We start from the raw sequence: 23,780 nt of genomic DNA on the forward strand, positions 1-23,780 counted from the left end.
CAATGCCCACCAGCCCGCTCAAATGCCCGCACTCGACCCGTCAAACACAAAACCGGTCAGCGTGCCGCCAAAGTCGCGGTTATTGCGGGTGTCCAGCTTTGAACGAGTCTCAACCCCAGCTCTGTTCGGATGGTTGCATCTATATTCTGACTAAGACCCCGATACCTATCGTCAGGCCTCGTCAGAGTTGCTTTGACGGTGCCATTGCCGAATCGATGGCACGCCGCATTGCGGGGCGCCCAGCGATGAACAGGATAGCGGCAACTCCGGTCGTCAGTCCTGCAAACAAGGCCATAGATGAGCCCAAAGCCGCTTCATCGCCGAACAGCTTGTCTGTGAAAGTAGCAACCACGATTGGGCCAAGGATGGTACCGATTATTGAAACGCCCACCATGTAAACCGATGAAGCCTTGCCGCGCAATTTAACCGGCGTTGCGATTTGCAAGGCGGCCGGCCCGACGCTGGCAAATGCCATGATGCAAAAGTATGCAACACTGTAGAGCGCCAACATCGCGGCACCGCTATCGACGACATAGGCTGCGATAGCAAAAGGAAATGCCAGCACGCACATTACTGCAAAATAGGTGAGATGTGCATCGCGCCGGCCGGACGAAAACAGCTTGTCCACTGCCCAGCCATGAACGGCTAGCCCAAGCAGCGCCGAGCCAACTTGGCATAAGCCCATCCAATACCCGATCGTCGACAATTCCCATGCGTGATGGCGCGACAAGAAGGTCGCATTCCACGATTGGAGGCCGACCACAAACGCCATAATCAGTGCAAACCCCAGTCCGTGCGCAAAGTAGAAGAATGGAAAGCGACGATAATGGCGGAATAGATCGGCGAAGGTGGTGTTTGTGGCGGGCTGGCTCTGACGGTCAAGATGCTGACGCGACTCCGGGATCGTAAACAGTAGTGGTGCAAGCAGCAGGCCAGGCAGGCCGGTGATCACAAAAGCAATTTGCCAGCCTGCCAGTGTCCCAACGAACGGCAATACCAGTGGGGGCGAAGCGGCAACCCATGCAATGACTGCCCCACCAAGCAAAAAGGACATTCCGCTACCCAAATTGCCACCCATCACGAACAAGGATAGCGGCAGCGACAACTTGCTTGGGGGATAGAGTTCGCTGAGCATTGCATAGGCTGTGGGATTGATCGAAGCTTCGCATCCGCCAACACCTGCGCGAGCAGCAAAAAGGCCCCAGAAGGATCGGGTCAGGCCCGAGCAAACGGCAGAGACGCTCCAGCCGACAACACCCACGAAAAGGATCATACGACGGCTGTAACGATCAACCAGCCATCCCATGACCGGGCTCATAAGCATGAAAAACAGACCGAATGCCAGCCCTTGGATCATGGAAATCTGAAGGTCGGTCAATTGCATATCGGCTTTGATCAGGGGTATCAGCAAAGCAGCAACTTGCCGATCCAATGTGCCGAACCAGTACAAAAGCGTCAACACGGCAGTCGCTCGCCACGCTCCGTCTGCCACGGCGCTCACCTGGCCGATCGTGGCGGCAGGAGGAGCTTCGCTCGAGATTTGCGCGCCGTCGGCCATCAATGCTCTCTCCACAATTTAAACACGCGTTATCATTTGTGTTGCTTGCTAAGCGATCTGCCCGCAAAAGCAATCGGAAAGCGCGTAACACAATTGGGGTGCGAGGGAATGCTGCCGATCTATGAAACTGATGAGCCTGTCACTTTCGAGACAGCAGAGGGTGTGGCCTGCATCACGTTAAATCGCCCGAAGTACGGCAATGCTCAGAACGGGCAGTTGATCTATGCGCTCGATGCGGCGTGGCGGCGGGCTGCGGATAACGATGATATCGGCGCCATTGTCATCCGCGGGGCAGGCAAGAATTTTTCCAGTGGACACGACATTGGCACGCCGGGGCGTGATGCCGATGAGCCGCGCACGGAACGACAGACGTTCTGGCCCAACCATTCCGCCCGTGACGGCGCTGAGACAGCTTACATCCGCGAACAGGAGCTTTATCTCGAAATGTGCCGCCGCTGGCGGGCTTGCCCAAAACCTGCGATTGCGGCGGTTCAGGGCGCATGTATCGCTGGCGGACTGATGGTAGCATGGGCCTGCGACCTTATCGTAGCGTGCCACGATGCGTTCTTTTCCGACCCGGTCCTGCAAATGGGCATCCCGGGTGTCGAATACTTCGCTCACGCCTTTGAAATGCATCCCCGCATTGCCCGGGAATTCTTGTACCTTGGCGAGCGGATGACTGCGGAGCGTGCTTACCAGCTTGGCATGGTCAACCGTGTCGTCTCGGCAGAGCAGCTGGAGGCGGAGGCGTTGGCGATAGCCAAACGGATCGCCTCTCTCCCCCGGTTTGGGGTTACCCTTGCTAAGCAGGCGTTCAATGCTCAAGAGGACCTGGCCGGGAAACGCGCGACGATGGAAGCGGTATTTCCGATGCATCATCTGGGCCACGCGCATAACCTGCTACTCGGCAAGAACTTGCGAGGCGGCGTGGATTCGCGCGCCGTGAAAAGCGCAGCGCGCGAAACAGGCGACAGGGCATGACCTCTCCGCTTCGCATTGTCCTTCCGCGCGATGCATGGGAGCGTCTTGGCCCGCAAATCAAGGCAATTGGCCCAGTCGATCCGGTGCTCTTCGAACGAGACGGCGGCATGACGTATCGCGGCGAACGGGTCGCCTTGGAGCAAGCAGGCTTCACGGCCGCATGGTTCAGCCTCGACACGTTCGTCCTTGGTCAGGACGAACAATTCCTTGAACAGATGATCGCTGCGCCGGGACTCAGGTGGATGCAGAGCGCACGAGCCGGCTTCGATCATCCGGCTTTTGCCGCGTTGGCAGCAAATGGTGTGCGCCTTTCGATGAGCAAGGCACCGGCACCAGCCATCGGAGAATATGTCATTGCCGCCGCGTTCGATCACTTTCAGCGCGGGCCGGAACGTCGGGTCGCGCAAGCCGAACGCAGGTGGCAGGCGTTCCCATTTCGGGAGATTGCAGGTACCCAATGGGTTTGCGTCGGCTATGGCGAGATCGGCAGCGAGGTAGCATGGCGGGCCGCAGCACTTGGCGCTGCAGTTACAGGAGTGCGGCGCAGCGCCGGCAACGCAGAACACGCCACGATCGTGCCCCCGGAAGCGATGGGGGCGGCACTAGCCGGTGCGGATGTGGTGGTCCTTTCAATACCGTTGTCGGGCGACAATGACGGAGCCTACGGTGCTCAGTTCTTCGGGTCATTCATGCCCGGCGCCTTGTTCATCAACGTCGGGCGCGGCCAGTTGCTTGACGAGGCAGCGCTTAGAACGGCGCTCGATGCAGGACAGGTGGGACATGCCGTTCTTGATGTCACACGGGAAGAGCCGCCTGCTGCCGAATCCTGGCTCTGGTCGCACCCTCGCATCACGCTGACGGCGCATACTTCTGGCATCGGGTCTGGCTTGGCAGCGCGATCGGACGCACTACTGCTTGAAAATCTTGGCCGTTACATGCGCGGCGAGCCAATGCTGCACGAGGTTTCTCCGGAAGCATTCGCGTGACACTCTCAACACCTGGTGGCGCACTGGCTGGAAAAGTTGCGCTGGTGATCGGCGCAGGCGGCGCCGGCAATATGGGTCAGATCATCGCAGCCACGCTCGCCAAAGCGGGAGCAGAGGTGATCGTAGCGGGCCGGCGCCTTGCGCCGCTCGAGGTTCTGGCTGAAAAAATCGGCGGTTGGGCAGCACATTGTGACATTACCCGGCAGTCCGATTCGATGCGCCTCGCCGACGAGATCAAGCAGCGCAGCGGGGGTGTCGACATTGTCGTCAATGCCACCGGTCATGGCCTGCGCGGTCGATTTGAGGACGTTACCGAACAACAACTGCGAGACATTGTCGAACTGCAATTCATCGGGCCTTTCCTATTTTTCCAAGCGATGCTGCGGGTGGTCCGGGACGGTGGTTCGCTGATCCAGATCAGCTCGGCCACAGCAACCATCATGCTGGATGATCATGCACCCTACATGGGCACCAAGGCTGGCATGGACCATGTGCTGCGGTGCATTGCGCTGGTTGCCGGGCCGCGCGGCATTCGCGCCAACTCCGTGTCGCCCGGCCTTACAGAATCGCCCATGACAGCGGCTGCAAAGTCGGTGCCGGGCGTGTTCGAAACCTACCGGTCCAAGTATCCCCTAGGCCGGCTGGGAACTGCCGAAGACATTGCCGACGCAGTTTTGTGGCTGGCCAGCGATGGCTGCTTCATGACCGGTCAAAATCTGCAGGTGAACGGCGGCCTTACGCTGCGCGGCAACCCCTCGCGCACTGAAATCGACACCGCCGTGATTGCGGCGACAGGGGCGCCCCGCCCGGCGCCCTGATCGGCCAGACCCAACATCCATTACAACAGAGAGGACACCGACATGGCACGCATCAATCTTCCAACCGGACCTGGCGAAGAACGCGAGAGGATGTGGATGTTGCGGCCCGAGATGGGCGCTGCCGCAGACGCCTTTAGTGCAGCGGTGCAGGACAGGTCGACGCTGACGACACGTGAACAGGAAGCGGCCCGAACGCGCATCGCCCACATTAACCGATGTGTCCCGTGCACCGACGCCCGCATAGACAACATGGCCGAACACGGCCTCGACGAGGCTTTCTATGCAGGGGTGGATGCGCCCGATGCGCGGTATTCTGCGCGCGAGAAGCTTGCGATCGACTATGCCAGCCGGTTTGCCGCAGGCAGCGAGGCGTTTGACGATGCATTCTGGGCTGAGCTGCGCGCCGCGTTCGATGACGGGGAAATTGTCGACCTCACCGCTGGTTGTGCCAAATGGCTCGGCCTTGGCCGCATCAACGCAGTCCTGGATCTGCAGCGGTCATGCCCGATCCGTCTGCGGCCGTCTGCATTGGCAAACGCCTCGTGAGTGGTCGCCTGTCCGGCAAGGTCGCGATCATTACCGGTGGAGCCAATGGGCTTGGCGCCGCTGCGGGGCGGATGTTTGCAAACGAAGGCGCGACAGTCGTGCTAACCGACATCGATCCCGACGGTGAATCGACAGCGGCCAGCATGAACGGTTCGGTTCATTTCGTGCGCCATGACGTTTGCGATGAGGCGGGCTGGCAGAACCTGATCGCCGATGTCGAGCGACGTTTTGGCCGGCTCGACATCCTCGTCAATAATGCAGGTGTCGTCGAACTGGATACCCCTGTGGGGATCACCGCCGTAAGCTTTCACAGGGTGATGGCGGTAAGCGTCGACGGAATGGTTTGGGGCTGCAAGCATGCCATTCCGGCGATGGAACGCGCAGGCGGCGGATCGATCATCAATATGTCGTCGATCGCAGCAGCGCAGGGCGAACCCAACAACGCTTCTTACACGGCAGCCAAGGGAGCAATCGACGCCTATACCCGGATGGTGGCAGTTTACTGCGGACAGACGGGGGCGGGCATCCGCTGCAACTCCATACTGCCCAACGGCATGGACACGCCGATGGTGCGTTCAATACCTGGAAAAAAGCTGGCCGCAGGACCGGACGCCGGGTTGCTCGATACCGTGCCGGGGGGGCAGAATCGCCGCGGCGAAGCGGACGACGTTGCGGCTCTGGTGGTTTTCCTGGCCTCGGATGAGTCGCGCTGGATCAACGGACAATCGATCGTGGTCGATAATGGAGCGTCGATCACAAAGGGCTCGATTCCAGACCTGAAATAAAAAAAGCAACGCGTACGCTTTTTCTTGCAAAACCTAATTGCAACGTGCATTAATTTTGAATGAAGGCGCTGAAGCGCTGCATCTGGGACACCATGCCCACGAGGGAGGATAAAATGAAGGCTGCAAAATTCCGGGCCATTCTATGCTGTTCGGCGGCAATCCTGCCGATCTGCCCTGCGGTGGCGCAAAGCACGACCGGTTCGGTGGAGGCGACCGTACCGCAGTCGGCTCCGGGCCAGAACGACGCGCCGATTTCGGCACAGGCCGTTCCCGCAAATCCAACGGACGATACGGCGGCAACGCCAGCTGCATCTGTCAACGAACTGGTCGTCACCGGATCGCGTATTGTCCGCAATGGCTATGATGCGCCCACCCCCGTTAGCGTCGTTACTGCCGCCGAAATCCAGCAGGCTGCACCTGTCACGATTGCCGACTATGTTAACCAGTTGCCTGCGCTGGCGGGTTCGCAGACCCCGCGATCCTCTTCCTCGACCATCGGAGGCGGTCTTGCCGGAGCCAACCTGCTGAACCTGCGCAACCTCGGCCCCAATCGTACGCTTGTTCTTCTGAACGGGCGGCGGGTCACGCCATCTACCGTTACCGGCGCCGTCGATATCAACACCCTTCCCCAGGCCTTGGTCCAACGCGTCGACGTGGTCACCGGCGGTGCCTCGGCCGCATGGGGCTCGGATGCGGTGTCCGGCGTGGTCAATTTCATCCTCGATACCCGCTTTACCGGGGTCAAGGGCCAGATTCAGGGCGCGATCTCCAACGAAGGCGACGGCAAAGCCATCACCGCCGACCTCAGCTTCGGTACCAAAATCGGCGATCGCGGCCATCTGGTTATCAGCGGCAACTTCTCTTCGTCAGGCGATGCCTACCTGAGAAAGCGTGACTGGTACCAAGGCTACAAGTTCTTTCTCAATCCGGCCTTCGCCCCTGGCAACGGCCAGCCGCAGCGCCTGATCCTGTCCAATTCGTCCATCAACGCGACGCGCGAAGGCGTAATCAATTCCGGCCCGTTGCGGGGGACTGCATTCGCCGCCGATGGCTCCGTCGCCACTACCAGTTTCCCATTCGGCCCTATCGCCAGCGGGTTCGTCCAGTCGGGCGGCACGGCCAATTACGATATGACGCTGGACGTGCAGCAGGTGTTGACGCCGATTACCCAAGGCGCGATCTTTGCCCATGCGACCTATGACCTGACTGATGATATCTCCATGTTCGCCGAAGGATCGTATGGTACGTCCAGAACGCGGACCAATTCGGGCTACTTCTGGCGGGTCGACAACGAACCGATCCGGATCGACAATGCGTACCTGCCGGATTCCGTTCGCGCGCGCATGGTCACCGCCGGCATCACCAGCTTCAACCTTTCGCATATCAACCCCGCGTTTGGCTGGCCCGAAGGCGAAAACGACCGGTCGCTGCTGCGCGGCCTGACCGGACTCGACGGAACTCTCGGTTCGTGGAAGTGGAACGTCCATTATCAGTTCGGCCAATCGCGAATCCGCAATGCTGGTATAAACAACCTGATCCCCAGCCGGATTCTCGCCATGACCGATGCTGTGGTAGGACCGGGGGGGGCCATTGTCTGCCGCTCCACACTGACTGCCCCGACCAATGGTTGCGTCCCCTACAATCCCTTTGGAAATCGCGAAGCCACTGACGCCCAGCGCGCCTATGCTTCTGGAACTTCGCTCTCGCGTATTCGCCTGACCCAGCATGTGGTCGAAGCCAGCGTTCAGGGCAGTCTGTTCAGCTTACCTGCCGGCGATGTTGCTGTGGCGCTCGGTGCCGATTACCGCAAGGATTCCGGCGGCGTGGTCTATTCCGACCCGTTGGGCACTGCCGGGCTGTGGTACGTTGCCAACCAAAAGCCTTTCACCGGGAGCATCTCGGTCAAGGAAGCGTTCGGCGAAATCGCCGTACCGTTGCTCAAGGACAGTGGCCTTGGCAATGCCGACCTGAATGGCGCCGTCCGCCTCACCGACTATTCGACTAGCGGCACGGTTACCACCTGGAAACTCGGCGGCACCTGGGCGCCATTCGACGGACTCGAATTCCGCGTGACCCGATCACGTGACATCCGCGCGCCGTACCTGAGCGAGCTTTACACTGCCGGCACGACACTGGTTCAGTTCTTGACAGATCCAACCCGCGGCAATGCCAGCAGTTCGGTCCTGCAGACGGCAAGCGGGAATCCCAATCTCAGGCCGGAACGCGCCAATTCGCTGACCGCAGGTGTGGTCGTGCGGCCCAGCTTCCTGCCGGGATTTTCGGCTTCCATCGATTACTACGACATCAAGATCGAAGGGGCGATCGCCACCAATTCCTCGCAGCAGATCGTCAACCTGTGCGCTGCGGGCAACACCCTGTTCTGCTCTGCAATCACGCGTGATACGGCCGGAGTCATCACTGCAGTTCAGGTTGTGCCGTTTAACGCTCGCCAGGAAGTGGCCCGCGGCATAGATTTCGAACTGGGCTATCGCACCGATCTGGGTGGCGGCACGCTCGATCTGCGCGCTTTGGTGAACTACGCCGATCGCCTCGCCATCATCAATCCGACCAACATCGTGACCCGGGTCGGCGAAGTGGGCAACAACCTTGGTGTATCGCAAGGTGTGCCACGCATCCGCAGCCTGCTTACGGCAACATATGCAACCGATCCGGTAACTTTCCAGCTCAAGGGACGGTTCATCGGCAAAGCCAAGATGGAAGTCGATTTCGGCCCGCTTGACCAGAACATCAACGATGTTCCGGCCGTCATGTACCTCGATGCCTTCGCTTCCTACGATCTGAAGCTGGGTGGTGGAATGTCGCAGGTGTTCTTTGCAGTCGACAACCTATTGAACAAGGCGCCTCCGGTCGTAGTGTCTCAGGATACACAGATTGCGCAGTCTTCGGGCACCAATTTGTTGATTTATGATGGTGTTGGCAGGATGTTCCGTGCCGGTATCCGCTTCAAGTACTAATGCCAAAGGGCTGATGTTCAAGGTAATGGGATTGATCCAGCGGCGGAGCGACCTGCCGCTGGACGCATTTCGGCTGCACTGGCGCACAACCCATCGCGGGCTGGCCTTGCGCCTGGCCGAAGCAGGCCTGCTTGCGGGATATGTCCAGAACCATCGGCTGGACATTTCCGTCGAGGGTTTGAAACCGGTCGCCGACGGTGTGCCCGAACTCTGGTTCACGAGCGCCGATGTGTTTGCGGCCATGCGCGATCACCCGACTTTTCGCGAAGGGGCTTATCAGGACGAGCCCGACTTCATGGACGTCGACGACTACCGCTCTCAGCCACTGACCGAAGAATGCGTTCACGGTCTGGCGCGTCAAGATTGTGTCGGCCTCCTCAAGACCATTCTTTTTCTTGGGACGGGTGAACCCTGCATGCCGGTAGATCAGTCTGTGCGCCATGCGGTTCAATCGCGGCACTCCGCAACGCTTGCGTTCAAGCTCGCGCCCTATGCTTCGGTCCAGACAATCTGGTGGCCGGACCTGTCCAGCTTTCGTCTTTCATGGAAAGCCTATGGGCGTGTTGCGTCTGGCCTGCTTGCAGAAGAGCGACCGGTGTTCTGGCCTGGAGAAAGGCCCCCACCAGCAGACTGGCGCCCTCGCCTGCAAACGCGAGCGTGATGTGGGGTCATTGCGAATATGAGAGATCGTGTGGCGCCCGGCCGCCAATCGTTGAAAACCTGGCAAACCGGCCCTTGCCGAGTTCACAGTTCGACGGGTGAGTCTCATTCCAATCCATGACATAGCGCCGCTGGGATATGCGCCATCCTGCCGCTGTACGTTCCAGCTGGTCGAGGTAACGCCCACCGACAATCATGGCTGTCGCGCCTTCGTCTCCTGCAATCAGGTGGTAGGCCGTGCATTGTGTTTCAGCGTTCGCGAAGTTGCCATTCACATCAACAAGACTGTTCGAGAGAGAGTGCTGCGTGCGATCCATCGAGCCAATCCGGTCCAGCATTCCCCTTGTCCAGGCTCGCGCATCTTCAGCACCCTCGCCGTAGTCCACAGTGGCCTTTTCGGCCCAGACAGTCTCAAACAGGTTGCTGTCAAGCCGGTCCACCGCACGGGCATAACGGATCAAGACATCAGCAATTTCAATGCGATCAATTACGGCTTGCAGGGTTGACATCAAAAGCTCCATCGCAGATAAAAAACAGGACAGCCTGACTGTATTATTGCACGGAGGCTTTCGCAACGGCGTCAAGCGCCTGGCGGAGAGAATATGCCCGAGGTAACACCCGCGCTGGCTTTGCTGGCAGATCGCGCTGCGATCCTTGACTGCTCGTCACGCTATATGCGCGGGCAGGATCGACTTGATGCAGATTTGCAGCGCGGTGCATTTCACCCTGGGGCGAAGGTTGACTACGGCTTCTTCGTCGGGCTGGCAGACGATTTCGTGACTTTTGCGCAGGATCTCCTTGCGCGATATCCGATGACCTGGCACATGCTCGGCCAATCGCTGATCGAGATCGCTGGCGACCGCGCGACGGGCGAGATCTACTTTCATGCTTGGCATCGGCGCCTCTCAGGCGAGAGACAGGAAGACCTTCAGATAGCCGGTCGATATCTCGACGATTACGAACGACGCGATGGCATGTGGGGCATCAGCCACCGTCGGGAAATCGTTGATTGGACCCGCACGGACCCTGCGGCTGACGACTGGCTGCACCGTACGCCGCTTGCCCTGTTGGGCGGAAGGAGCGGAGCCGATGCCAGCCAGCAGATCGCCCACTCTTTGCAGCCACGCGAGGAACACCATGGAACAGCTTGATCTCATGCCCGGGGAGCACCGCTGCCCCGGGGCAAGCACGCGCGATATCATCCTGGCCGATGGACAATCCGTTCCCCCGGCGCTGGTCACCGAAAGCCCGGCGTTCCTTGGCGACGAAGACATCGCTTACGATCGCTACACCTCGCCAGCCTTTTTCGATCAGGAGATCAGGAAGCTCTGGCCCAAGGTTTGGCAATGGGTATGCCGGACCGAAGATATCCGCGAGCCGGGCGAGTTTGTGACGTATGACGTAGGCCCGTATTCGCTGATCATCATGCGAGGGAAAGACGCCCGGATCCGCGCCTTCCACAACTCTTGCCTTCACCGCGGCACGCAGCTGCGGCAGCCGGGCGAAGCAGGTTGGACGCCCGAACTGCGCTGCCCGTTCCACGGCTGGACCTGGACGACTGAGGGTGCGCTCAAATCGGTGCCATGCCGCTGGGATTTTCCGCACGTCAACGATGCGGCATTCGGTCTGCCCGAAGCGAAGGTGGATACTTGGGGCGGGTTCGTGTTCATCAACATGGACGAAAACGCCCAGCCATTGGACGAATTCCTCGAGGTGATGCCCGAACACCTCGATGGTGGCTGGGACCTTAGCCGGCGCACAGTCGCCGTGCATGTTCAGAAGGAACTGAACACGAACTGGAAGGCCGCGCAGGAGGCCTTTCTGGAAGCGTACCATGTTGTGGAAACCCATGCACAGAACCTGCCCTTCGCCGGTGATGCGAACGCGCAATACGATGTGTTCGGCGACCATGTCTCACGGTTCGTGCACACGCACGGGGTACCCAGCCCGCACTACCCCCATCCACAGACAGAGCAGGAGATTGCGGACAAGATGCACTTGCCTGCGGGCACGATTGTGCCCGAGGGGCGGACCGCGCGGTCCGTGGCGGCGGATTGGCGCCGTGTAAATCTTGGCGCGAAGTGGGATTTGGACCTGAGCGGCTATTCCGATAGCGAAATGCTTGATTCGATTGAGTATCACTTGTTCCCCAACATGTGCGTTTTCCCGGGTGTGTCTCTGCCGATGGTCTATCGCTTCCGGCCCATCGGGATGGACCCGGGCCGCACATTATTCGACCTGCTGTTCCTGCGTCCGCTGAAGGACGGTGAAGAACATCCGGAGCCGGTCGAGCCGGTTCGGCTCACGCACGACCAGAGCTATTCCGAAGCGCCCGGACTGGAGCCGTGGCTAGGCGCGACATTTGATCAGGATACCGACAATCTGGCACGGCAGTACCGCGGATTTCAATCATCCAGGAAACGCGGCGAAACGCTGGGCAATTACCAGGAATCGCGTATCCGCCATCTGCATCAGGTGCTGGACGCCTATCTGGCAAAATAGAACCGCGATCGGCTCGCCAGCTTGGCACCTGCAAGGTTGGCGAGCCATTTTCAGCAGATCGATCAGGGGATCAGTACGACTTTACCGAACTGGTTGCCATCTTCAAGCCAGCGATGCGCTGCGCCTGCTTCTGTTAACGGGAAGCGGCGGTCGATCGGCATCACAATCGCGCCGGATGTGAACCATGGCCATGCCCGTTCTGCTATGGCGGCGGTAAGTCGCGCCTTTTCGTCTGCTGGACGGCCACGCAATGTCGATGCGGTCAAGGTAAGCCGCTTGAACATCAGTTGCAGCAGATCGGTCTCGACCAGGTGGCCCCCGAGCGTGGCGATCTGCACCAGCCGACCGTCAGGATTCAGGGCGTCGATATTGCGGCGGAAATAGTCGCCGCCGATGATGTCGAGCACGACGTTCGCGCCGCCAGCGGCGCGGGTTACTTCGGCAAAGTCCTCAGCCGTCACATCAATCGCGATGTCTGCGCCCAGATCACGCGCCCGCTGAACCTTGTTCGCACCTCGCGCGGTTGCGATCACGCGTGCGCCGGCCGCCTTCGCCATCAGGATAGCGGTAGTGCCGATTCCGCTGTTTGCCCCGTGGATCAGGGCCGTGTCCCCCTGCTGGAGTCCGCCGCGTTCGAACAGATTGGTAAAGACCGTGAACACTGTTTCCGGCAGCGCCGCGGCATCTTCGAGCGACATGGCCTCTGGAATCGGGAGCGCATGACCGGCATTGGCCACGGCGTACTGCGCATAGCCGCCGCCCGACAGCAAAGCAGCGACACGCTCGCCAATGCGCCACTCGGTTACGCCTGAGCCGAGTGCGGCTACCGTGCCGGCAACTTCCAGACCCATGACCGTAGACGCTCCCAGCGGGGGCGGATAGTTTCCCTCGCGCTGGGCAATGTCCGGACGGTTCACACCGGCCGCGGCGACGCGGATCAGGATTTCGCCAGCCCCCGGTTCCGGTCGGGCAATTTCTTCGACAAACAAGTCTTCGGCACTTCCCTTGCCGCCCCTTATCTGCACCGCTGGCATCATGATCATGCGCTTCGCTCCTGCTTCCGCCGCTCTTCTTCACACTCTCCATTTGCCATCGCAAATTAAAAAGCAAGCTAGCTTGTCTTTTTTATTTGGACATCTCGCGGCGTCCTGATACGAAGAATTCGAAAATCGGGAGAGAACGATGACTTACGATCCGGAGACGTCGCAAACGCCGGAATCGTCGCCTACATCTTCGTCGCCCAACGATCATGGCGGCGCGAGGATGTCGACTTGGGATATGATGGCCGCCAACGACAGCCGCCCCGTCCCTGCATTCCTGCTAGAAAGCGCCCAGGCGGAGATGGGCAACGAACCGCTCGACACCGAACGCTATACATCGGCTGAATTCTTTCGGGCAGAGTGCCGCAAGATGTGGCCCAATGTCTGGCAATTCGTGGCGCGCCAGGAAGAACTGCCTGAGCCGGGCGACTATGTCCTGTACGAGAATGCCGGCCGGTCTTTTCTGGTGACTCGCCAGCCGGACGGATCGCTGCGCGCCTTTCACAACGTGTGCCTGCACCGCGGGCGCAAATTGCGGACGGAAACCGGCTGGGCCGAGTATTTCCAGTGTCCGTATCACGGATTCACATGGAATACTGATGGGTCAATCAAGCACATTCCGTGTCGCTGGGACTTCCCGCATCTTGCGGATGAAGACCTGAACCTGCCCGAAGCGCAAGTCGGCGAATGGGCGGGATATGTCTTTCTCAAGGAAGCGGCCGGCGGCCCGACGCTTGAGGAGTATCTTGCACCGCTGCCCGAGCAGTTCGACCGCTGGTCGCACGAGCGTGCCTATACCACAAGTTGGGTAGCCAAGGTCATTCCTGCCAACTGGAAGGCTTGCGCCGAGGCATTCATGGAAGCCTACCATGTTTCGACCACGCATCCCCAGATCATGGGCTTTACCGGCGACGTCAATTCCAAGTACAATCTGTACAGTGATCACGTGAACATCGCGATAACACCGTTTGGAGTTCTTTCCCCTACGCTGGGTGTATCGGGCGACGAGCAGGAAATCATCAACAACTTCCTGAAATACAATGGCCGCGTGGTGACCCCCGGCACCAGCATCGACGTGCCTGAAGGCCGCACCGCGCGCGCGACTATGGGCGATTTCAACCGCCGCCGGTTTTCCGAGCTGTTCGGTCAGGACCTTGACCATGCGAGCGATGCTGAAGTGCAGGATGCCCTCACCTACAACGTCTTCCCCAATTTCTCGCCGTGGGGCGGGTTCCAGCCGACGGTGGTTTACCGCTGGCGGCCGTGGCCGGATGAACGCCACACGCTGATGGAAGTCCGGTTGCTGGGTCGGCTCAAGCCCGGCGAGGAAGCGCCGGTGCCAAGCATGAAGCTGTTGCAGCCGGACGAGAAATTCGGCGATTATCTGGGCCAGTTGGGTGTCGTCCTGGAACAGGACATGGACAATCTGCCGCATGTGCAGACTGGCATGGAGGCATCGCCGACCGGCAAACTGAACCTCGCGCACTACCAGGAAAGCCGCATCCGCCATTTTCACCAGACGCTGGACAAGTATCTGGCGCACTGAAACCCGGGGATAGTTACCCCTATTGCCCGCTTTGTTGACGCCGAACCGGAACACGGGGGCGCTTTTGGAGAGACCCATGGATCCCGAACTCCGCACCTTGCTTGACAAGCAGGCCTGCACCGAACTTGTGTTCCGTTTTGCACGTGGGCTGGACCGCTGTGATGAAGACATCATCCGGTCGGTATTCCATCCGGACGCCACCGACGATCATGGGCAATTCAAGGGCAGCGCGGAGGAATTCATCTCGTGGGTCCTGCCGCTGCTGGCGACCATGGAACGCACCCAGCACGTGATCGGCAATGTGCTGGTCGATGTGAGTGGTGACGAGGCGTGGGCGGAAAGCTATTTCGTGGCTTATCACGACGTGACCAGCGGTGACGGCAGCCTGCTGCGCACAACGATCGCCGGACGTTACTTTGACACTTTCGCGCGACGCGCGGGTCAATGGCGGATTGCGCACCGAGAATTCGTGTCGGATTGGAGCGCGGCAGAGCCTCGCAGCGACAACTGGGACCGTGTGACGCCCGGATCTCGGCAGTTCGGCGCGCGCGGAGCCGAAGATCCGCTGTACCGTTACATCACCAACGCCAACCGATCGCCGGTGGCAGCATGAGGCTGCAAAACAAGCGCGCGCTGCTGGTTGGCGCATCGAGTGCCGATGGTATGGGAGCAGCCATCGCCCGGCGGTTTGCGGCCGAGGGTGCTCAGGTGACCTTGGGCGGTCGCAACGCCGCCAAGATTGCTGAAGTCGGATCGCAGCTCGACCTGCCTTGGGTGCAACTGGACCTGACCGATGAAGCGGTGCTGGCTAGCGGCGTGCAGGAGGCTTCAGAACGCATGGGTGGGCTGGACGTGGCAATAAACCTCGCGGGGGTAAACCACTCGGCGCTCATCGCCGACGAGACGTTCGATGGATTGATGGAGCAGGCCAAGCTGCACTTCGTAGGCACCGCTCTTTTCATACGCGACGTGGCAGCGGCGATGACCAGCGGCGGGTCGATCATTACGATATCCTCGCTGACGGTGGAACTGACTGGCGCACGGCTTGGTGCCTATGCCGGTAGCAAGGCGGGGGCGGACAAGATCGCGCGGGTTGCGGCAGTCGAATACGGTGACCGGGGCATTCGGGTGAACTCGATCGCGCCAGGGCTGACCCGGACCAGCATGACCAACGCCTACTTCGAAAATGACGCCATACGCCAGGCGTTCGAACGCGAAACGCCGACAGGCCGGTTGTCCGAACCCGAGGACATAGCGGCAGCGGCAGTTTGGCTCGCGAGTGACGAATGCACTGCGACCGGCGACCTCATCCGGGTAAGCGGCGGGATGCACTTGCGGCGGCTGCCGACCCCACGCGACTTTGCGTCGTAAGCGGCACGGGAGACATCGCGATGCATGATGAGAATAACTGCAAAGTGGGCGATCCGTCGCGCGAACCGGCAGCGGGGCTCGATCGCCCGGTAGGAGTCGATCTTAGCCGTGCAGCGCAGCCAGAACTGAGCGACAAGCCGATCACGCCCGAACGGTACTGGGACCGTGACTTCTGGCAGCGCGAGTGGGACACCGTCTGGACCAAAACCTGGCAGGTGGCGGCGATGGTCAACCAGTTCAATGAGCCCGGCGATTTTGTGACGCTTGAGTTCGGGACCGAGGTGATCCTGGCGGTAATGGGCGAGGATCGTCAGATCCGCTGCTTTTACAATGTCTGCCAGCATCGCGGAATGATGCTGGTAACCGAAGAGACCGGAAACTCGCGCAGGCTGACCTGCCCGTATCATGCGTGGTCCTACAACCTGCAGGGCCAGATCAAGACGATCCCGGACGAGCGCGATTTCCCGGCCTCGGCCAATTGCCGGTCAAAGAACCTGGTACCGGTGCGCAGTGACACGTGGGGCGGGTTTGTATGGTTCAACATGGACAACGATACGATACCGCTGCGCGAATTCCTCGCGCCGGTGGCCGACCATCTGGATGCGTATCCGATGGAGCAGATGGTCCGCACCCACTGGGTTACGCTGGAAGGCGATTTCAACTGGAAGCTGGTACAGGATAACTTCAACGAATCCTACCACGTGTTCCACGCACATCCGCAACTGAAGTATGTCGCGGAATTCTCTTATCTCTACTCGCAGTTTGACCATTATCCGAGCGGGCACGCGCGAATGTTGATGGCCGGCGGCGCGCCCAGCCAGACCTTGCGCGGCGGCGAAGACGAGATCATACGCCAGCTGGGCGAACACATCCGGTTCTGGGGATTGGATCCCGAAGATTTTCGCGGCCGGATGCATGAACTGCGTGTTGCCCTGCAACAGCAGAAGCGCAAGCTGGGGGCCGAAAAGGGTTACGACTTTTCACGCTACGACGACGTGATGCTGACGGACAACTGGCACTACACGCTGTTTCCGAACTTGTCGTTCAGCCTGAAACCCGACGGCAACATCTGGCTGCGCGCGCGTCCGCATCCGACCGATCCGGAAAAGTGCCTGTTCGACATGTGGTATCTGAACCTGTTTCCTGCAGGCCAGACCAGTTATTATTCCCCGACGATGCGCGATTGGGTGAGTATGGAGACCCCCGCGCCACACCAGACCGGCAAGGCGGGCGATTATACGATGGGTCCGACCATCGATCAGGATGTTGCGCTATGGAGTGCGCAGCAGAAGGCCCTGCATTCGCGCGGATATCAGCGCGAGGTGTTGGCTGGGCAGGAATCGCGCGTTCGCTTCTTCCACGACAACCTGGATAGGTGGATGGCGCGCGGATGAATGATTGTGTCGGGGTGGTTTCAGGCGGCCGGGGAGAGGCCGACTTCATCCCATTCAGGCCAATCGAGTTCACCGTCGCGGATCTTGAGCAGGGTGGCGGCGAGGAAAGCCAACAGCGCGCGTTCCATCGCCGGATCGTCCCAGATCTCGCGGTTGAGGACCATGCCGCTCATCACCGTCTGCACCAGCCGTCGCGAACGCGACAGGCGTTCCGGGTCGCCCGCCCATTCGGGAAAGACACGTTCCAGTTCCTCGCGCCACACGCGATCGTGGCGCTGCGCCTTGAGCACGAACATCGCGCGCAATTCGGCATCGGTCCGCGCCGCCACGGTCAGTTCAAGATACGCGCTGTATTCAGCAGATTGATAGAGCCGCCAGTCGATCAGGATGCCGATATTGTCGCGGGTCCGCTCAACTTCCGGCAATTCGCGCACGGCGGCGATGAACTGTTCGAGATGGCGAAGAAACGCGTAGTCGGTTACGGATTCGATCAGTTCCTGCTTGGTCGAGTAGTGGTGCAGCATCGCCCCGCGCGACATTTTGGCGACTTTGGCGATGAGCTGTGTGGTCGTCCGCGCATACCCGACGCGTGCCAGGCAATCGATCGCCGCTTTCAGGATGGTGACGCGCGTTTCTGCACTCTTGCGCTGTTGTGGCCCGGCGTCGGGCGGTGCCATGCCGGCAGGTTCGAGTTCAGCGAGTTTGGAACTGGAATGGGGCATCGCCAACGATTATCGCGCTGCGCGGGGAGTTGGCAAGCGTACATCACTGCTACTCGGGGTACAGACCATGGTTTTTGAAGATGTCACTGCGGCACAGCGCCGGATCGATTGCGTGCTGGTGGCCGGCGGAAAGTGGCACGACATTGATTTCGCACGGCTTGAACTGCTTAAACTTCTATCAGAAGACGATTTTGTCCGTGTCCGGGTATTCGAGGATTACGAGAATATCGTCGCGATAGAGGCCGCTGACATCCTCGTCAGCTATACTTGCGACGTAATCCCTTCTCTCGATGTGCAGGAGCGACTGCGCGCCTGGGTTGCTGGTGGCCGGCGCTGGATGGCATTGCACGGCTGCAATTCAGTTCTGCGATTCCTCGACACCGGCAAGGTTGGAGCGCCTGACTGGGCGCCGCACTTCATGGAAACGCTGGGCACTGCCTTTGTCGCCCATCCGCCGGTAGGACCATTCGAGGTGACCATAACCGCGCCCGATCATCCGCTGGTGGCAGGGATCGAACCATTCACGCCGCAGGATGACGAACTATACCTGTCTCGTCCGACCGCTGACGTCGAGACGCTGCTTCACGTTGATTTCGCCGGTCATGCGCCTGCATTCGAGATCGAACACTGGCAGCAGGATCGGCACCCCCTGATGTACCTGCGTTCGCTGGGGGAAGGCGCGGTGCTGTATAATGCTCTGGGGCATTGCCGCGGACATCTGGACATGCAGCCGAAGGTCGCATGGTTTCCCACCGTGCAGCGCGGTGCGTGGCGGTGCCCGGAATACTATGAACTGCTGCGCAGGGGTATCGCCTGGACCAAGGAACCGCTCGCGACCGGAGCCGTCAACGACGCCGCCTAGTTGATCTTGCGGTCGTAGCCGGCCCAGTAGGGTTCGCGAAGTTCGCGGCGCAGCACCTTGCCTGTCGGCCCGCGTGGCAGCGCTTCGATGACCTCGACCGATTTGGGCAGCTTGTACCCCGCAAGGCGTTGACGCGCCCAGGCGATCACTTCTGCAGGTTCGATCTGCAAACCCGGAGCAGCAACCGCGAGTGCCTTTACCTCTTCGCCCCATTTTGCCGACGGGACGCCGATAACGGCAACTTCGGCAATGGCGGGATGTTCGTACAATGCCGCCTCAACCTCGGCTGGATAGACGTTTTCCCCCCCGGTGACGATCATGTCCTTCACCCGGTCCTGGATGAACAGATAGCCTTCAGTATCGAGGTAGCCCGCATCGCCGGTCCGAAACCAGCCGTCGGCAGAAAGCGACTCGGCCGTCGCATCAGGGCGCTGCCAGTATCCTGCCATCACCAGCGGCGCGCGAAATGCGATCTCGCCGCTTGTACCCGGCGGAAGCGGTTCGCCTGCATCATTTTGCACGCGCACTTCGATGCCCGGCATCATCGGGCGTCCGGCCGATGCCATTCGAACCGTGCCGGCAGGGTCGTGATCGTCCGGTGTGAGAGCACAGACAGTCCCCGAAGTCTCGGTCATTCCGTACATCTGCACGAACCCGCAACGGAAAACGGCCATCGCTTCGCGCAGCAGCGGCAGCGGGATCGGAGACGCGCCGTACAGAATGGTGCGGATGCGGCTGTAATCGACCTGCCCTGCACGGGGGTGCCGCAGCAGCATCTGAAGCGCGGATGGCACTACGAAAATCTTGCTGAGCCGTTCGCGCTCGATGAAATCAAGGACCTGTCCGGCATCGAATTCACTGGCCACAAGACCGGTCGCCCCGGCTGCAAGCGTCTGTATGCCGAAGCCCGTTCCGCCAATATGGAACACCGGCATGACGATCAGCGCCACGTCATCGTCGGTGAAGCGGTTCCATTCCGGCTGCTCGTCGGGCGGCAGTGTACGATAGATCAGCAGGTTACGGTGCGAAAGCATCGCACCCTTGGGTCGTCCGGTTGTGCCCGAAGTGTAGAGTTGAACGGCGATATCATGCTCGTCCACCGGCACGCACGGATCGACCGCAGATTGCGCATCGCGCCACGCCTGATAATCTGCAAGCGGAAGCAGGCAAGGGGCATCGGCGCGCCCAGCAAACAGCGCGGCCATCCGACCGGCAAACTCGGCCCCAGCCACGATCCAGCGCAGTCCGGCATCGCCGATGATCCACTCCATTTCGGCATCAGCCAACCGCCAATTGATCGGGACGATGACGATGCCCGCCTTGGCAGCACCGAACAGCAGTTCGTAATAGGCGGGGTCGTTCTTGCCGAGATAGCCGATCCGCGTGCCGGGTCCGAAGCCGAGAGCAGTCAGGCCATTGGCGACGCAGCTCGACCGCTCGCCGAGCGCGGCGAAGCTGGTGTCTGTACCGGCAAACCGCAATGCAGGTTTGTCGCCGTACTTCGCGGCCAGCGCCGAGACGAGAGCACCAAGTGTGGCCTCCCCGCTCATGCAGTCAGTTCCTCGGGGTGTTCGATCAGCCGTGTCAGTTCAGCCAGGAAACGCGCACCGACCGCCCCATCTATCGCCCGGTGATCGCAGGACAGCGAGAGTTCGATCCGTGTTACGAATGACAGCGCATGATCCACGCCGGTGGCATCCTGCCGCGCCGCACCAACGGCGAGGATAGCGCCCTGAGGCGGATTGATGATCGCATCGAACTGTTGGATGCCGAACATGCCAAGGTTTGATACCGAAAAGCTGCCGCCCGAGAATTCCTCGGCCGCCAGTTTGCCGGCGCGGGCCCGCCCGGCGAGCGCCTTGACCTCCGCGGAGATGGCAGCGACCGATTTGTTTTGGGCTGCGCGCACGATCGGGGTCAACAAGCCCTTTTCCGTCGCCACGGCAACAGCAATATCGGCATTGGCAAAGCGGTGTATGTCATCGTCGTGCACCTGCACGTTGACATCAGGATGGGCGGCCAGAGCCAAGGCGCAGGCCCGGATCAGATAGTCATTGATGGACGGCGCTTCACCGGTGGCACGTTTGGCTTGCGCACGCAGCGCCAACAGAGCATCGATTCTCGCGCCATTGCGAAGATAGAAGTGCGGAATCGTGCTTTTCGAAAGCGTCAGTTGTCGTGCGATGGCTTTGCGCATCGGTGACATGCGGACTACCTCTACCGTCCCTGACGGCGGCGACACGGAACCAAACGCATATGCCGCGACTGGCACGGAAGCGGGCTGAACCGGCGGTGGCGGTGGCGGAGCGGGCGGCGTCAGCCGCGCCATTACATCAGCCTTGCCAATCCGTCCGCGAGCGCCTGTTCCGGCAATGCCGCTGATATCCACGCCATGCTGCACTGCCAGCCGTTTTGCCAGCGGTGAGGCGAACACGCCGTCCACTGACGCAGTGGTGGGTGCGATAGTGACCGGTGCTCCGCCCGCAGGCGCAGCCGCGGGGCGACCATGCTGGTCAACGTCCTGGTAGGTGACCCGGCCACCCTTCCCCGAACCCGCGATCCCGGCAAGATCGACGCCGCGCTGTTCAGCATACTGGCGCGCACCCGGGCTGATTGCCATATCGGCCGGAATGGCAGGCGGCGGTGTCGGTGCTGCTTGCGCAAGCGGGGGCGGCAACGAGGTCTCTGTGCTTGCAGCTGTCGCGGCGGCGGCGGCGCCGCTGGGCGCATAGCCAGCCACGAACGCGTCGAGCCCTGCTAGATCGGGCGTCGTCCCCGCATCGGAAAACACCGCCAGTAAGGCCCCCACCGGACGGGTCTCCCCAGCAGGAACCACTATCCGCGCAAGTTTGCCGGGAAACTCCGCTTCGTATTCGTTCGTGATCTTGTCGGTTTCAATCAGCGTCAGGACTTCGCCCTTGGTAAAGTCGGCACCCTCGCTGACCATCCATTCGGCGACCGTCCCTTCTTCCATCTCGATACCCCACTTCGGCATCGTGAAGGCGCGAAGGCCGCTCATCGCGGCGCGCTCCCGCGATAGCCGAGCAGTTCGTGGACGGCAGCCTCGACGTCTCCCACGCCAGGCAGATAAGCTCGCTCCAGTTCGACCGCGAACGGGACCGGTGAATGAGGTGGCGTGACCATCTTGACAGGGGCACGCAGCGCGGAGAATGCCTTGGTCGCGACGTTGGCGGCGATATCCACCGCAAGGCCGCAGCGCGGCGGATTTTCATCGAGCACTACCAGACGACCAGTAAGCTCGACGGAATCGAGGATCGCTTCCTCGTCGATCGGGCTGGTCGTGCGCAGATCGAGCACATCGCAGCCGATGCCTTGCTGCGCCAACTTATCGGCAGCCTTGGCCGCGACGGCGACCATCTGACCGCAGGTGACGATGGTCACATCCGTACCTTCGCGGACGGTGCGGGCATGACCGAACGGGATCAGGTATTCGCCTTCGGGAACTTCCTCGCGCGAGGCGTAAAGTGCCTTCGGCTCGAAGAACAGCACGGGATCATCGTCGCGGATTGCTTGAGTAAGCAAACCCTTTGCCTCGGCAGGACTGGACGGTATCACAACTTTCAGGCCGGGAATTGCCGTCATCATCGCGTAAACTGCCTGACTGTGCTGCGGACCCGCGTTGCGCCCGGCACCGTAAGCCACGCGGATGACAGCCGGACAGCGACTTTTCCCACCGAACATATAGCGGAACTTGGCCATCTGGTTCCAGATCTGGTCGAGGCAAACCCCGATGAAGTCTGCGAACATCAATTCGGCCACGGGGCGCTTTCCGGCCAGTGCCGCACCCGCAGCAGCCCCGATGATCGCCGATTCCGAGATCGGAGTGTCGATGACCCGGCCCGCGCCGAATTTGGCGTATAGTCCTTCGGTGGTCTTCCAGATGCCACCGATAGCCTCTGGACCTCCTGCGGTGCCCATCCCGCCGACGACATCCTCCCCCAGCACGATGACCCGTGGATCCCGCTCCATTTCCTGGTGCAGGGTGAGGTTGATCGCCTCGCGCAATTGCATGATCGCCATTGGCCTGGCCCTCTCAGTAGCTGATGTAGATATCGGTCAGGACGTCGGCGGCCGTCGGCCGGGGGGCGGCGCGCGCCTCATCCACAGCTTCATCGATCAGTCGGCCGACTTCAAAGTCGATTTGGTCAAGCTCGGCACCCTTGAGGAGCTTCGCCTCGGTGACGCTGGTCCGAAACGCCTCGAGGCAGTCGCGGGTCGCGCGCAGCCGGTCCAGTTCACCCGGGCCGCGATAGCGCTGCGGATCGCCTTCGAAGTGACCGAAGAAACGCTCGGTATCGAGTTCGACCGCTGCCGGGCCGTGGCCGGCGCGAACATATTCCAGCACTTCGCGCATGACCTCGAACACCGCGAAGAAATCGCAGCCATTCCCGCGCCAGACCTTCATGCCGAACGCTTCAGCACGACTGGCGATGTCGCCGGCGGTGCCGACCGCGTAATCAACCCCGGTATGTTCGGAGTAGTGATTGTTTTCGAACAGGAAGATACATGGCGCTTTCAGCACCACGGCCATGTTCATCGCCTCGAACGTGGTGCCCTGATTGCAGGCCCCGTCACCCGAAAAGGCGATGGCGACCCGCCCATCGCCGTCCAGCTGCGCCGAGATCGCCGCGCCGACCGCGATGGGCGCGCCCGCCCCAACGATGCCGTTGGCGCCCAGCATACCCTTGTCGACATCGGCGATGTGCATGGAGCCGCCCTTGCCTTTGCAGAGTCCTTCGGAACTGCCGTAGATTTCACGCATCATGCCTTTGACGTCGCAGCCCTTGGCGATGCAGTGGCCGTGGCCGCGATGGGTGGAAATGATGAAATCGCCATCGGTCAGGTGTTCGCAAACGCCGACCGCAACGGCTTCCTGACCCGAATAGAGGTGGGTAAAACCGGCAATCTCGCCCTTCTGGATTTCGTTATGAAGGCGCTCCTCGAATTCGCGGATCACCTTCATCTGGCGGTAGGCTATGAGCATCTGCTCACGGCTGAGCTGCATGGCTTTGC

22 protein-coding genes are annotated in these 23,780 nt (G+C 60.7%); 14 read left to right on the forward strand and 8 right to left on the reverse strand.

Translation table 11 applies throughout. From position 1 onward, the window contains the following. Positions 1-181 precede the first annotated feature (181 nt). A complete protein-coding gene (locus HGI47_RS20155; protein ID WP_168854575.1) occupies positions 182-1,558 on the reverse strand; it encodes an MFS transporter in 1,377 nt (458 codons plus the stop codon). A 108-nt stretch (positions 1,559-1,666) separates the two neighbouring features. On the opposite strand from HGI47_RS20155, the gene HGI47_RS20160 reads away from it, so the two are divergent. The 7 genes from HGI47_RS20160 to HGI47_RS20190 all read left to right on the forward strand — a co-directional run bounded on the left by HGI47_RS20160 (position 1,667) and on the right by HGI47_RS20190 (position 9,310). Then, the gene (locus HGI47_RS20160; RefSeq protein ID WP_168854576.1) at positions 1,667-2,539 is read left to right on the forward strand and encodes an enoyl-CoA hydratase; all 873 of its coding nucleotides are present in this window, start codon (positions 1,667-1,669) and stop codon (positions 2,537-2,539) included. Then, positions 2,536-3,525 (forward strand): NAD(P)-dependent oxidoreductase, encoded by a 990-nt coding sequence (locus HGI47_RS20165; protein ID WP_168854577.1) that lies wholly within the window; start codon positions 2,536-2,538, stop codon positions 3,523-3,525. Before HGI47_RS20160 ends, HGI47_RS20165 begins: the two co-directional genes overlap by 4 nt. A gap of 71 nt (positions 3,526-3,596) precedes the next feature. Continuing rightward, complete coding sequence (locus HGI47_RS20170) at positions 3,597-4,343, forward strand: SDR family oxidoreductase (RefSeq protein WP_168854606.1); 747 nt, start codon at positions 3,597-3,599, stop codon at positions 4,341-4,343. Between the two features lie 42 nt (positions 4,344-4,385). Beyond that, positions 4,386-4,889, forward strand: a complete 504-nt coding sequence (locus tag HGI47_RS20175) for a carboxymuconolactone decarboxylase family protein (RefSeq protein ID WP_168854578.1) — start codon at positions 4,386-4,388, stop codon at positions 4,887-4,889. Continuing rightward, entirely contained in the window at positions 4,844-5,674 is an 831-nt protein-coding gene (locus HGI47_RS20180; RefSeq protein WP_168854579.1) for an SDR family oxidoreductase, read from the forward strand. The genes HGI47_RS20175 and HGI47_RS20180 overlap by 46 nt, the downstream gene beginning before the upstream one ends. Before the next feature lie 113 nt (positions 5,675-5,787). Further along, on the forward strand, positions 5,788-8,649 hold the full coding sequence (locus HGI47_RS20185) for a TonB-dependent receptor domain-containing protein (RefSeq protein ID WP_168854580.1): 2,862 nt from the start codon (positions 5,788-5,790) through the stop codon (positions 8,647-8,649). 13 nt (positions 8,650-8,662) lie between these two features. Next, a complete protein-coding gene (locus HGI47_RS20190) occupies positions 8,663-9,310 on the forward strand; it encodes an EthD domain-containing protein (RefSeq protein WP_168854581.1) in 648 nt (215 codons plus the stop codon). Between the two features lie 7 nt (positions 9,311-9,317). On the opposite strand, the gene HGI47_RS20195 is transcribed toward HGI47_RS20190, so the two are convergent. After that, positions 9,318-9,818, reverse strand: a complete 501-nt coding sequence (locus HGI47_RS20195; protein ID WP_168854582.1) for a nuclear transport factor 2 family protein — start codon at positions 9,816-9,818, stop codon at positions 9,318-9,320. A gap of 93 nt (positions 9,819-9,911) precedes the next feature. Between HGI47_RS20195 and HGI47_RS20200 the strand changes: the two genes are divergently transcribed. Next, positions 9,912-10,460: a nuclear transport factor 2 family protein gene (locus tag HGI47_RS20200; protein WP_168854583.1), complete on the forward strand. Its 549-nt coding sequence runs from the start codon at positions 9,912-9,914 to the stop codon at positions 10,458-10,460. Then, entirely contained in the window at positions 10,447-11,811 is a 1,365-nt protein-coding gene (locus tag HGI47_RS20205; RefSeq protein WP_168854584.1) for an aromatic ring-hydroxylating dioxygenase subunit alpha, read from the forward strand. Before HGI47_RS20200 ends, HGI47_RS20205 begins: the two co-directional genes overlap by 14 nt. A gap of 62 nt (positions 11,812-11,873) precedes the next feature. Here the strand turns inward: HGI47_RS20205 and HGI47_RS20210 are convergent, their stop codons facing one another. Then, a complete protein-coding gene (locus tag HGI47_RS20210) occupies positions 11,874-12,854 on the reverse strand; it encodes an NAD(P)H-quinone oxidoreductase (RefSeq protein WP_240950333.1) in 981 nt (326 codons plus the stop codon). Between the two features lie 139 nt (positions 12,855-12,993). Here HGI47_RS20210 and HGI47_RS20215 point away from each other — a divergent pair, with 139 nt between their 5' ends. The 4 genes from HGI47_RS20215 (at position 12,994) to HGI47_RS20230 (ending at position 17,162) form a co-directional block, all read left to right on the forward strand. After that, the gene (locus HGI47_RS20215; protein WP_240950334.1) at positions 12,994-14,397 is read left to right on the forward strand and encodes an SRPBCC family protein; all 1,404 of its coding nucleotides are present in this window, start codon (positions 12,994-12,996) and stop codon (positions 14,395-14,397) included. Between the two features lie 76 nt (positions 14,398-14,473). Next, the gene (locus HGI47_RS20220; protein ID WP_168854585.1) at positions 14,474-15,010 is read left to right on the forward strand and encodes a nuclear transport factor 2 family protein; all 537 of its coding nucleotides are present in this window, start codon (positions 14,474-14,476) and stop codon (positions 15,008-15,010) included. Beyond that, entirely contained in the window at positions 15,007-15,768 is a 762-nt protein-coding gene (locus tag HGI47_RS20225; RefSeq protein WP_168854586.1) for an SDR family NAD(P)-dependent oxidoreductase, read from the forward strand. The genes HGI47_RS20220 and HGI47_RS20225 overlap by 4 nt, the downstream gene beginning before the upstream one ends. 20 nt (positions 15,769-15,788) lie before the next feature. Continuing rightward, positions 15,789-17,162 carry an SRPBCC family protein gene (locus HGI47_RS20230; RefSeq protein ID WP_168854587.1) on the forward strand — a complete coding sequence of 458 codons (1,374 nt, stop codon included), beginning with the start codon at positions 15,789-15,791 and terminating at the stop codon, positions 17,160-17,162. A 20-nt stretch (positions 17,163-17,182) separates the two neighbouring features. On the opposite strand, the gene HGI47_RS20235 is transcribed toward HGI47_RS20230, so the two are convergent. Then, the gene (locus HGI47_RS20235; RefSeq protein WP_206066324.1) at positions 17,183-17,839 is read right to left on the reverse strand and encodes a TetR/AcrR family transcriptional regulator; all 657 of its coding nucleotides are present in this window, start codon (positions 17,837-17,839) and stop codon (positions 17,183-17,185) included. A 112-nt stretch (positions 17,840-17,951) separates the two neighbouring features. On the opposite strand from HGI47_RS20235, the gene HGI47_RS20240 reads away from it, so the two are divergent. After that, the gene (locus HGI47_RS20240; RefSeq protein ID WP_168854589.1) at positions 17,952-18,746 is read left to right on the forward strand and encodes a ThuA domain-containing protein; all 795 of its coding nucleotides are present in this window, start codon (positions 17,952-17,954) and stop codon (positions 18,744-18,746) included. Here HGI47_RS20240 and HGI47_RS20245 read toward each other — a convergent pair. Genes HGI47_RS20245 through HGI47_RS20260 form a run of 4 tightly spaced genes read right to left on the reverse strand, consistent with a single transcriptional unit; the run spans position 18,743 to position 23,772 of the window. Then, positions 18,743-20,296: a fatty acid--CoA ligase gene (locus tag HGI47_RS20245; protein WP_168854590.1), complete on the reverse strand. Its 1,554-nt coding sequence runs from the start codon at positions 20,294-20,296 to the stop codon at positions 18,743-18,745. The genes HGI47_RS20240 and HGI47_RS20245 overlap by 4 nt on opposite strands. Further along, on the reverse strand, positions 20,293-21,765 hold the full coding sequence (locus HGI47_RS20250; RefSeq protein WP_168854591.1) for a dihydrolipoamide acetyltransferase family protein: 1,473 nt from the start codon (positions 21,763-21,765) through the stop codon (positions 20,293-20,295). The genes HGI47_RS20245 and HGI47_RS20250 overlap by 4 nt, the downstream gene beginning before the upstream one ends. Continuing rightward, positions 21,762-22,787: an alpha-ketoacid dehydrogenase subunit beta gene (locus HGI47_RS20255; RefSeq protein ID WP_168854592.1), complete on the reverse strand. Its 1,026-nt coding sequence runs from the start codon at positions 22,785-22,787 to the stop codon at positions 21,762-21,764. The genes HGI47_RS20250 and HGI47_RS20255 overlap by 4 nt, the downstream gene beginning before the upstream one ends. A 13-nt stretch (positions 22,788-22,800) precedes the next feature. After that, positions 22,801-23,772 carry a thiamine pyrophosphate-dependent dehydrogenase E1 component subunit alpha gene (locus HGI47_RS20260; protein ID WP_168854593.1) on the reverse strand — a complete coding sequence of 324 codons (972 nt, stop codon included), beginning with the start codon at positions 23,770-23,772 and terminating at the stop codon, positions 22,801-22,803. Positions 23,773-23,780 lie beyond the last annotated feature (8 nt).

The sequence above is a fragment of the Novosphingobium sp. ERN07 genome (assembly GCF_012641335.1).
GTDB lineage: Bacteria > Pseudomonadota > Alphaproteobacteria > Sphingomonadales > Sphingomonadaceae > Novosphingobium.

What these genes read in the sequence shown, in the direction of transcription:
- HGI47_RS20225 (WP_168854586.1), top strand. Translation starts at nt 15,007, where the DNA reads ATGAGGCTGCAAAACAAGCGCGCGCTGCTGGTTGGCGCATCGAGTGCC.
- HGI47_RS20155 (WP_168854575.1), bottom strand. Translation starts at nt 1,558, where the DNA reads ATGGCCGACGGCGCGCAAATCTCGAGCGAAGCTCCTCCTGCCGCCACG.
- HGI47_RS20215 (WP_240950334.1), top strand. Translation starts at nt 12,994, where the DNA reads ATGACTTACGATCCGGAGACGTCGCAAACGCCGGAATCGTCGCCTACA.
- HGI47_RS20175 (WP_168854578.1), top strand. Translation starts at nt 4,386, where the DNA reads ATGGCACGCATCAATCTTCCAACCGGACCTGGCGAAGAACGCGAGAGG.
- HGI47_RS20210 (WP_240950333.1), bottom strand. Translation starts at nt 12,854, where the DNA reads ATGATCATGATGCCAGCGGTGCAGATAAGGGGCGGCAAGGGAAGTGCC.
- HGI47_RS20190 (WP_168854581.1), top strand. Translation starts at nt 8,663, where the DNA reads ATGTTCAAGGTAATGGGATTGATCCAGCGGCGGAGCGACCTGCCGCTG.
- HGI47_RS20255 (WP_168854592.1), bottom strand. Translation starts at nt 22,787, where the DNA reads ATGGCGATCATGCAATTGCGCGAGGCGATCAACCTCACCCTGCACCAG.
- HGI47_RS20195 (WP_168854582.1), bottom strand. Translation starts at nt 9,818, where the DNA reads ATGTCAACCCTGCAAGCCGTAATTGATCGCATTGAAATTGCTGATGTC.
- HGI47_RS20170 (WP_168854606.1), top strand. Translation starts at nt 3,597, where the DNA reads ATGGGTCAGATCATCGCAGCCACGCTCGCCAAAGCGGGAGCAGAGGTG.
- HGI47_RS20200 (WP_168854583.1), top strand. Translation starts at nt 9,912, where the DNA reads ATGCCCGAGGTAACACCCGCGCTGGCTTTGCTGGCAGATCGCGCTGCG.
- HGI47_RS20250 (WP_168854591.1), bottom strand. Translation starts at nt 21,765, where the DNA reads ATGAGCGGCCTTCGCGCCTTCACGATGCCGAAGTGGGGTATCGAGATG.
- HGI47_RS20235 (WP_206066324.1), bottom strand. Translation starts at nt 17,839, where the DNA reads ATGGCACCGCCCGACGCCGGGCCACAACAGCGCAAGAGTGCAGAAACG.
- HGI47_RS20240 (WP_168854589.1), top strand. Translation starts at nt 17,952, where the DNA reads ATGGTTTTTGAAGATGTCACTGCGGCACAGCGCCGGATCGATTGCGTG.
- HGI47_RS20185 (WP_168854580.1), top strand. Translation starts at nt 5,788, where the DNA reads ATGAAGGCTGCAAAATTCCGGGCCATTCTATGCTGTTCGGCGGCAATC.
- HGI47_RS20160 (WP_168854576.1), top strand. Translation starts at nt 1,667, where the DNA reads ATGCTGCCGATCTATGAAACTGATGAGCCTGTCACTTTCGAGACAGCA.
- HGI47_RS20245 (WP_168854590.1), bottom strand. Translation starts at nt 20,296, where the DNA reads ATGAGCGGGGAGGCCACACTTGGTGCTCTCGTCTCGGCGCTGGCCGCG.
- HGI47_RS20230 (WP_168854587.1), top strand. Translation starts at nt 15,789, where the DNA reads ATGCATGATGAGAATAACTGCAAAGTGGGCGATCCGTCGCGCGAACCG.
- HGI47_RS20165 (WP_168854577.1), top strand. Translation starts at nt 2,536, where the DNA reads ATGACCTCTCCGCTTCGCATTGTCCTTCCGCGCGATGCATGGGAGCGT.
- HGI47_RS20180 (WP_168854579.1), top strand. Translation starts at nt 4,844, where the DNA reads ATGCCCGATCCGTCTGCGGCCGTCTGCATTGGCAAACGCCTCGTGAGT.
- HGI47_RS20220 (WP_168854585.1), top strand. Translation starts at nt 14,474, where the DNA reads ATGGATCCCGAACTCCGCACCTTGCTTGACAAGCAGGCCTGCACCGAA.
- HGI47_RS20260 (WP_168854593.1), bottom strand. Translation starts at nt 23,772, where the DNA reads ATGCAGCTCAGCCGTGAGCAGATGCTCATAGCCTACCGCCAGATGAAG.
- HGI47_RS20205 (WP_168854584.1), top strand. Translation starts at nt 10,447, where the DNA reads ATGGAACAGCTTGATCTCATGCCCGGGGAGCACCGCTGCCCCGGGGCA.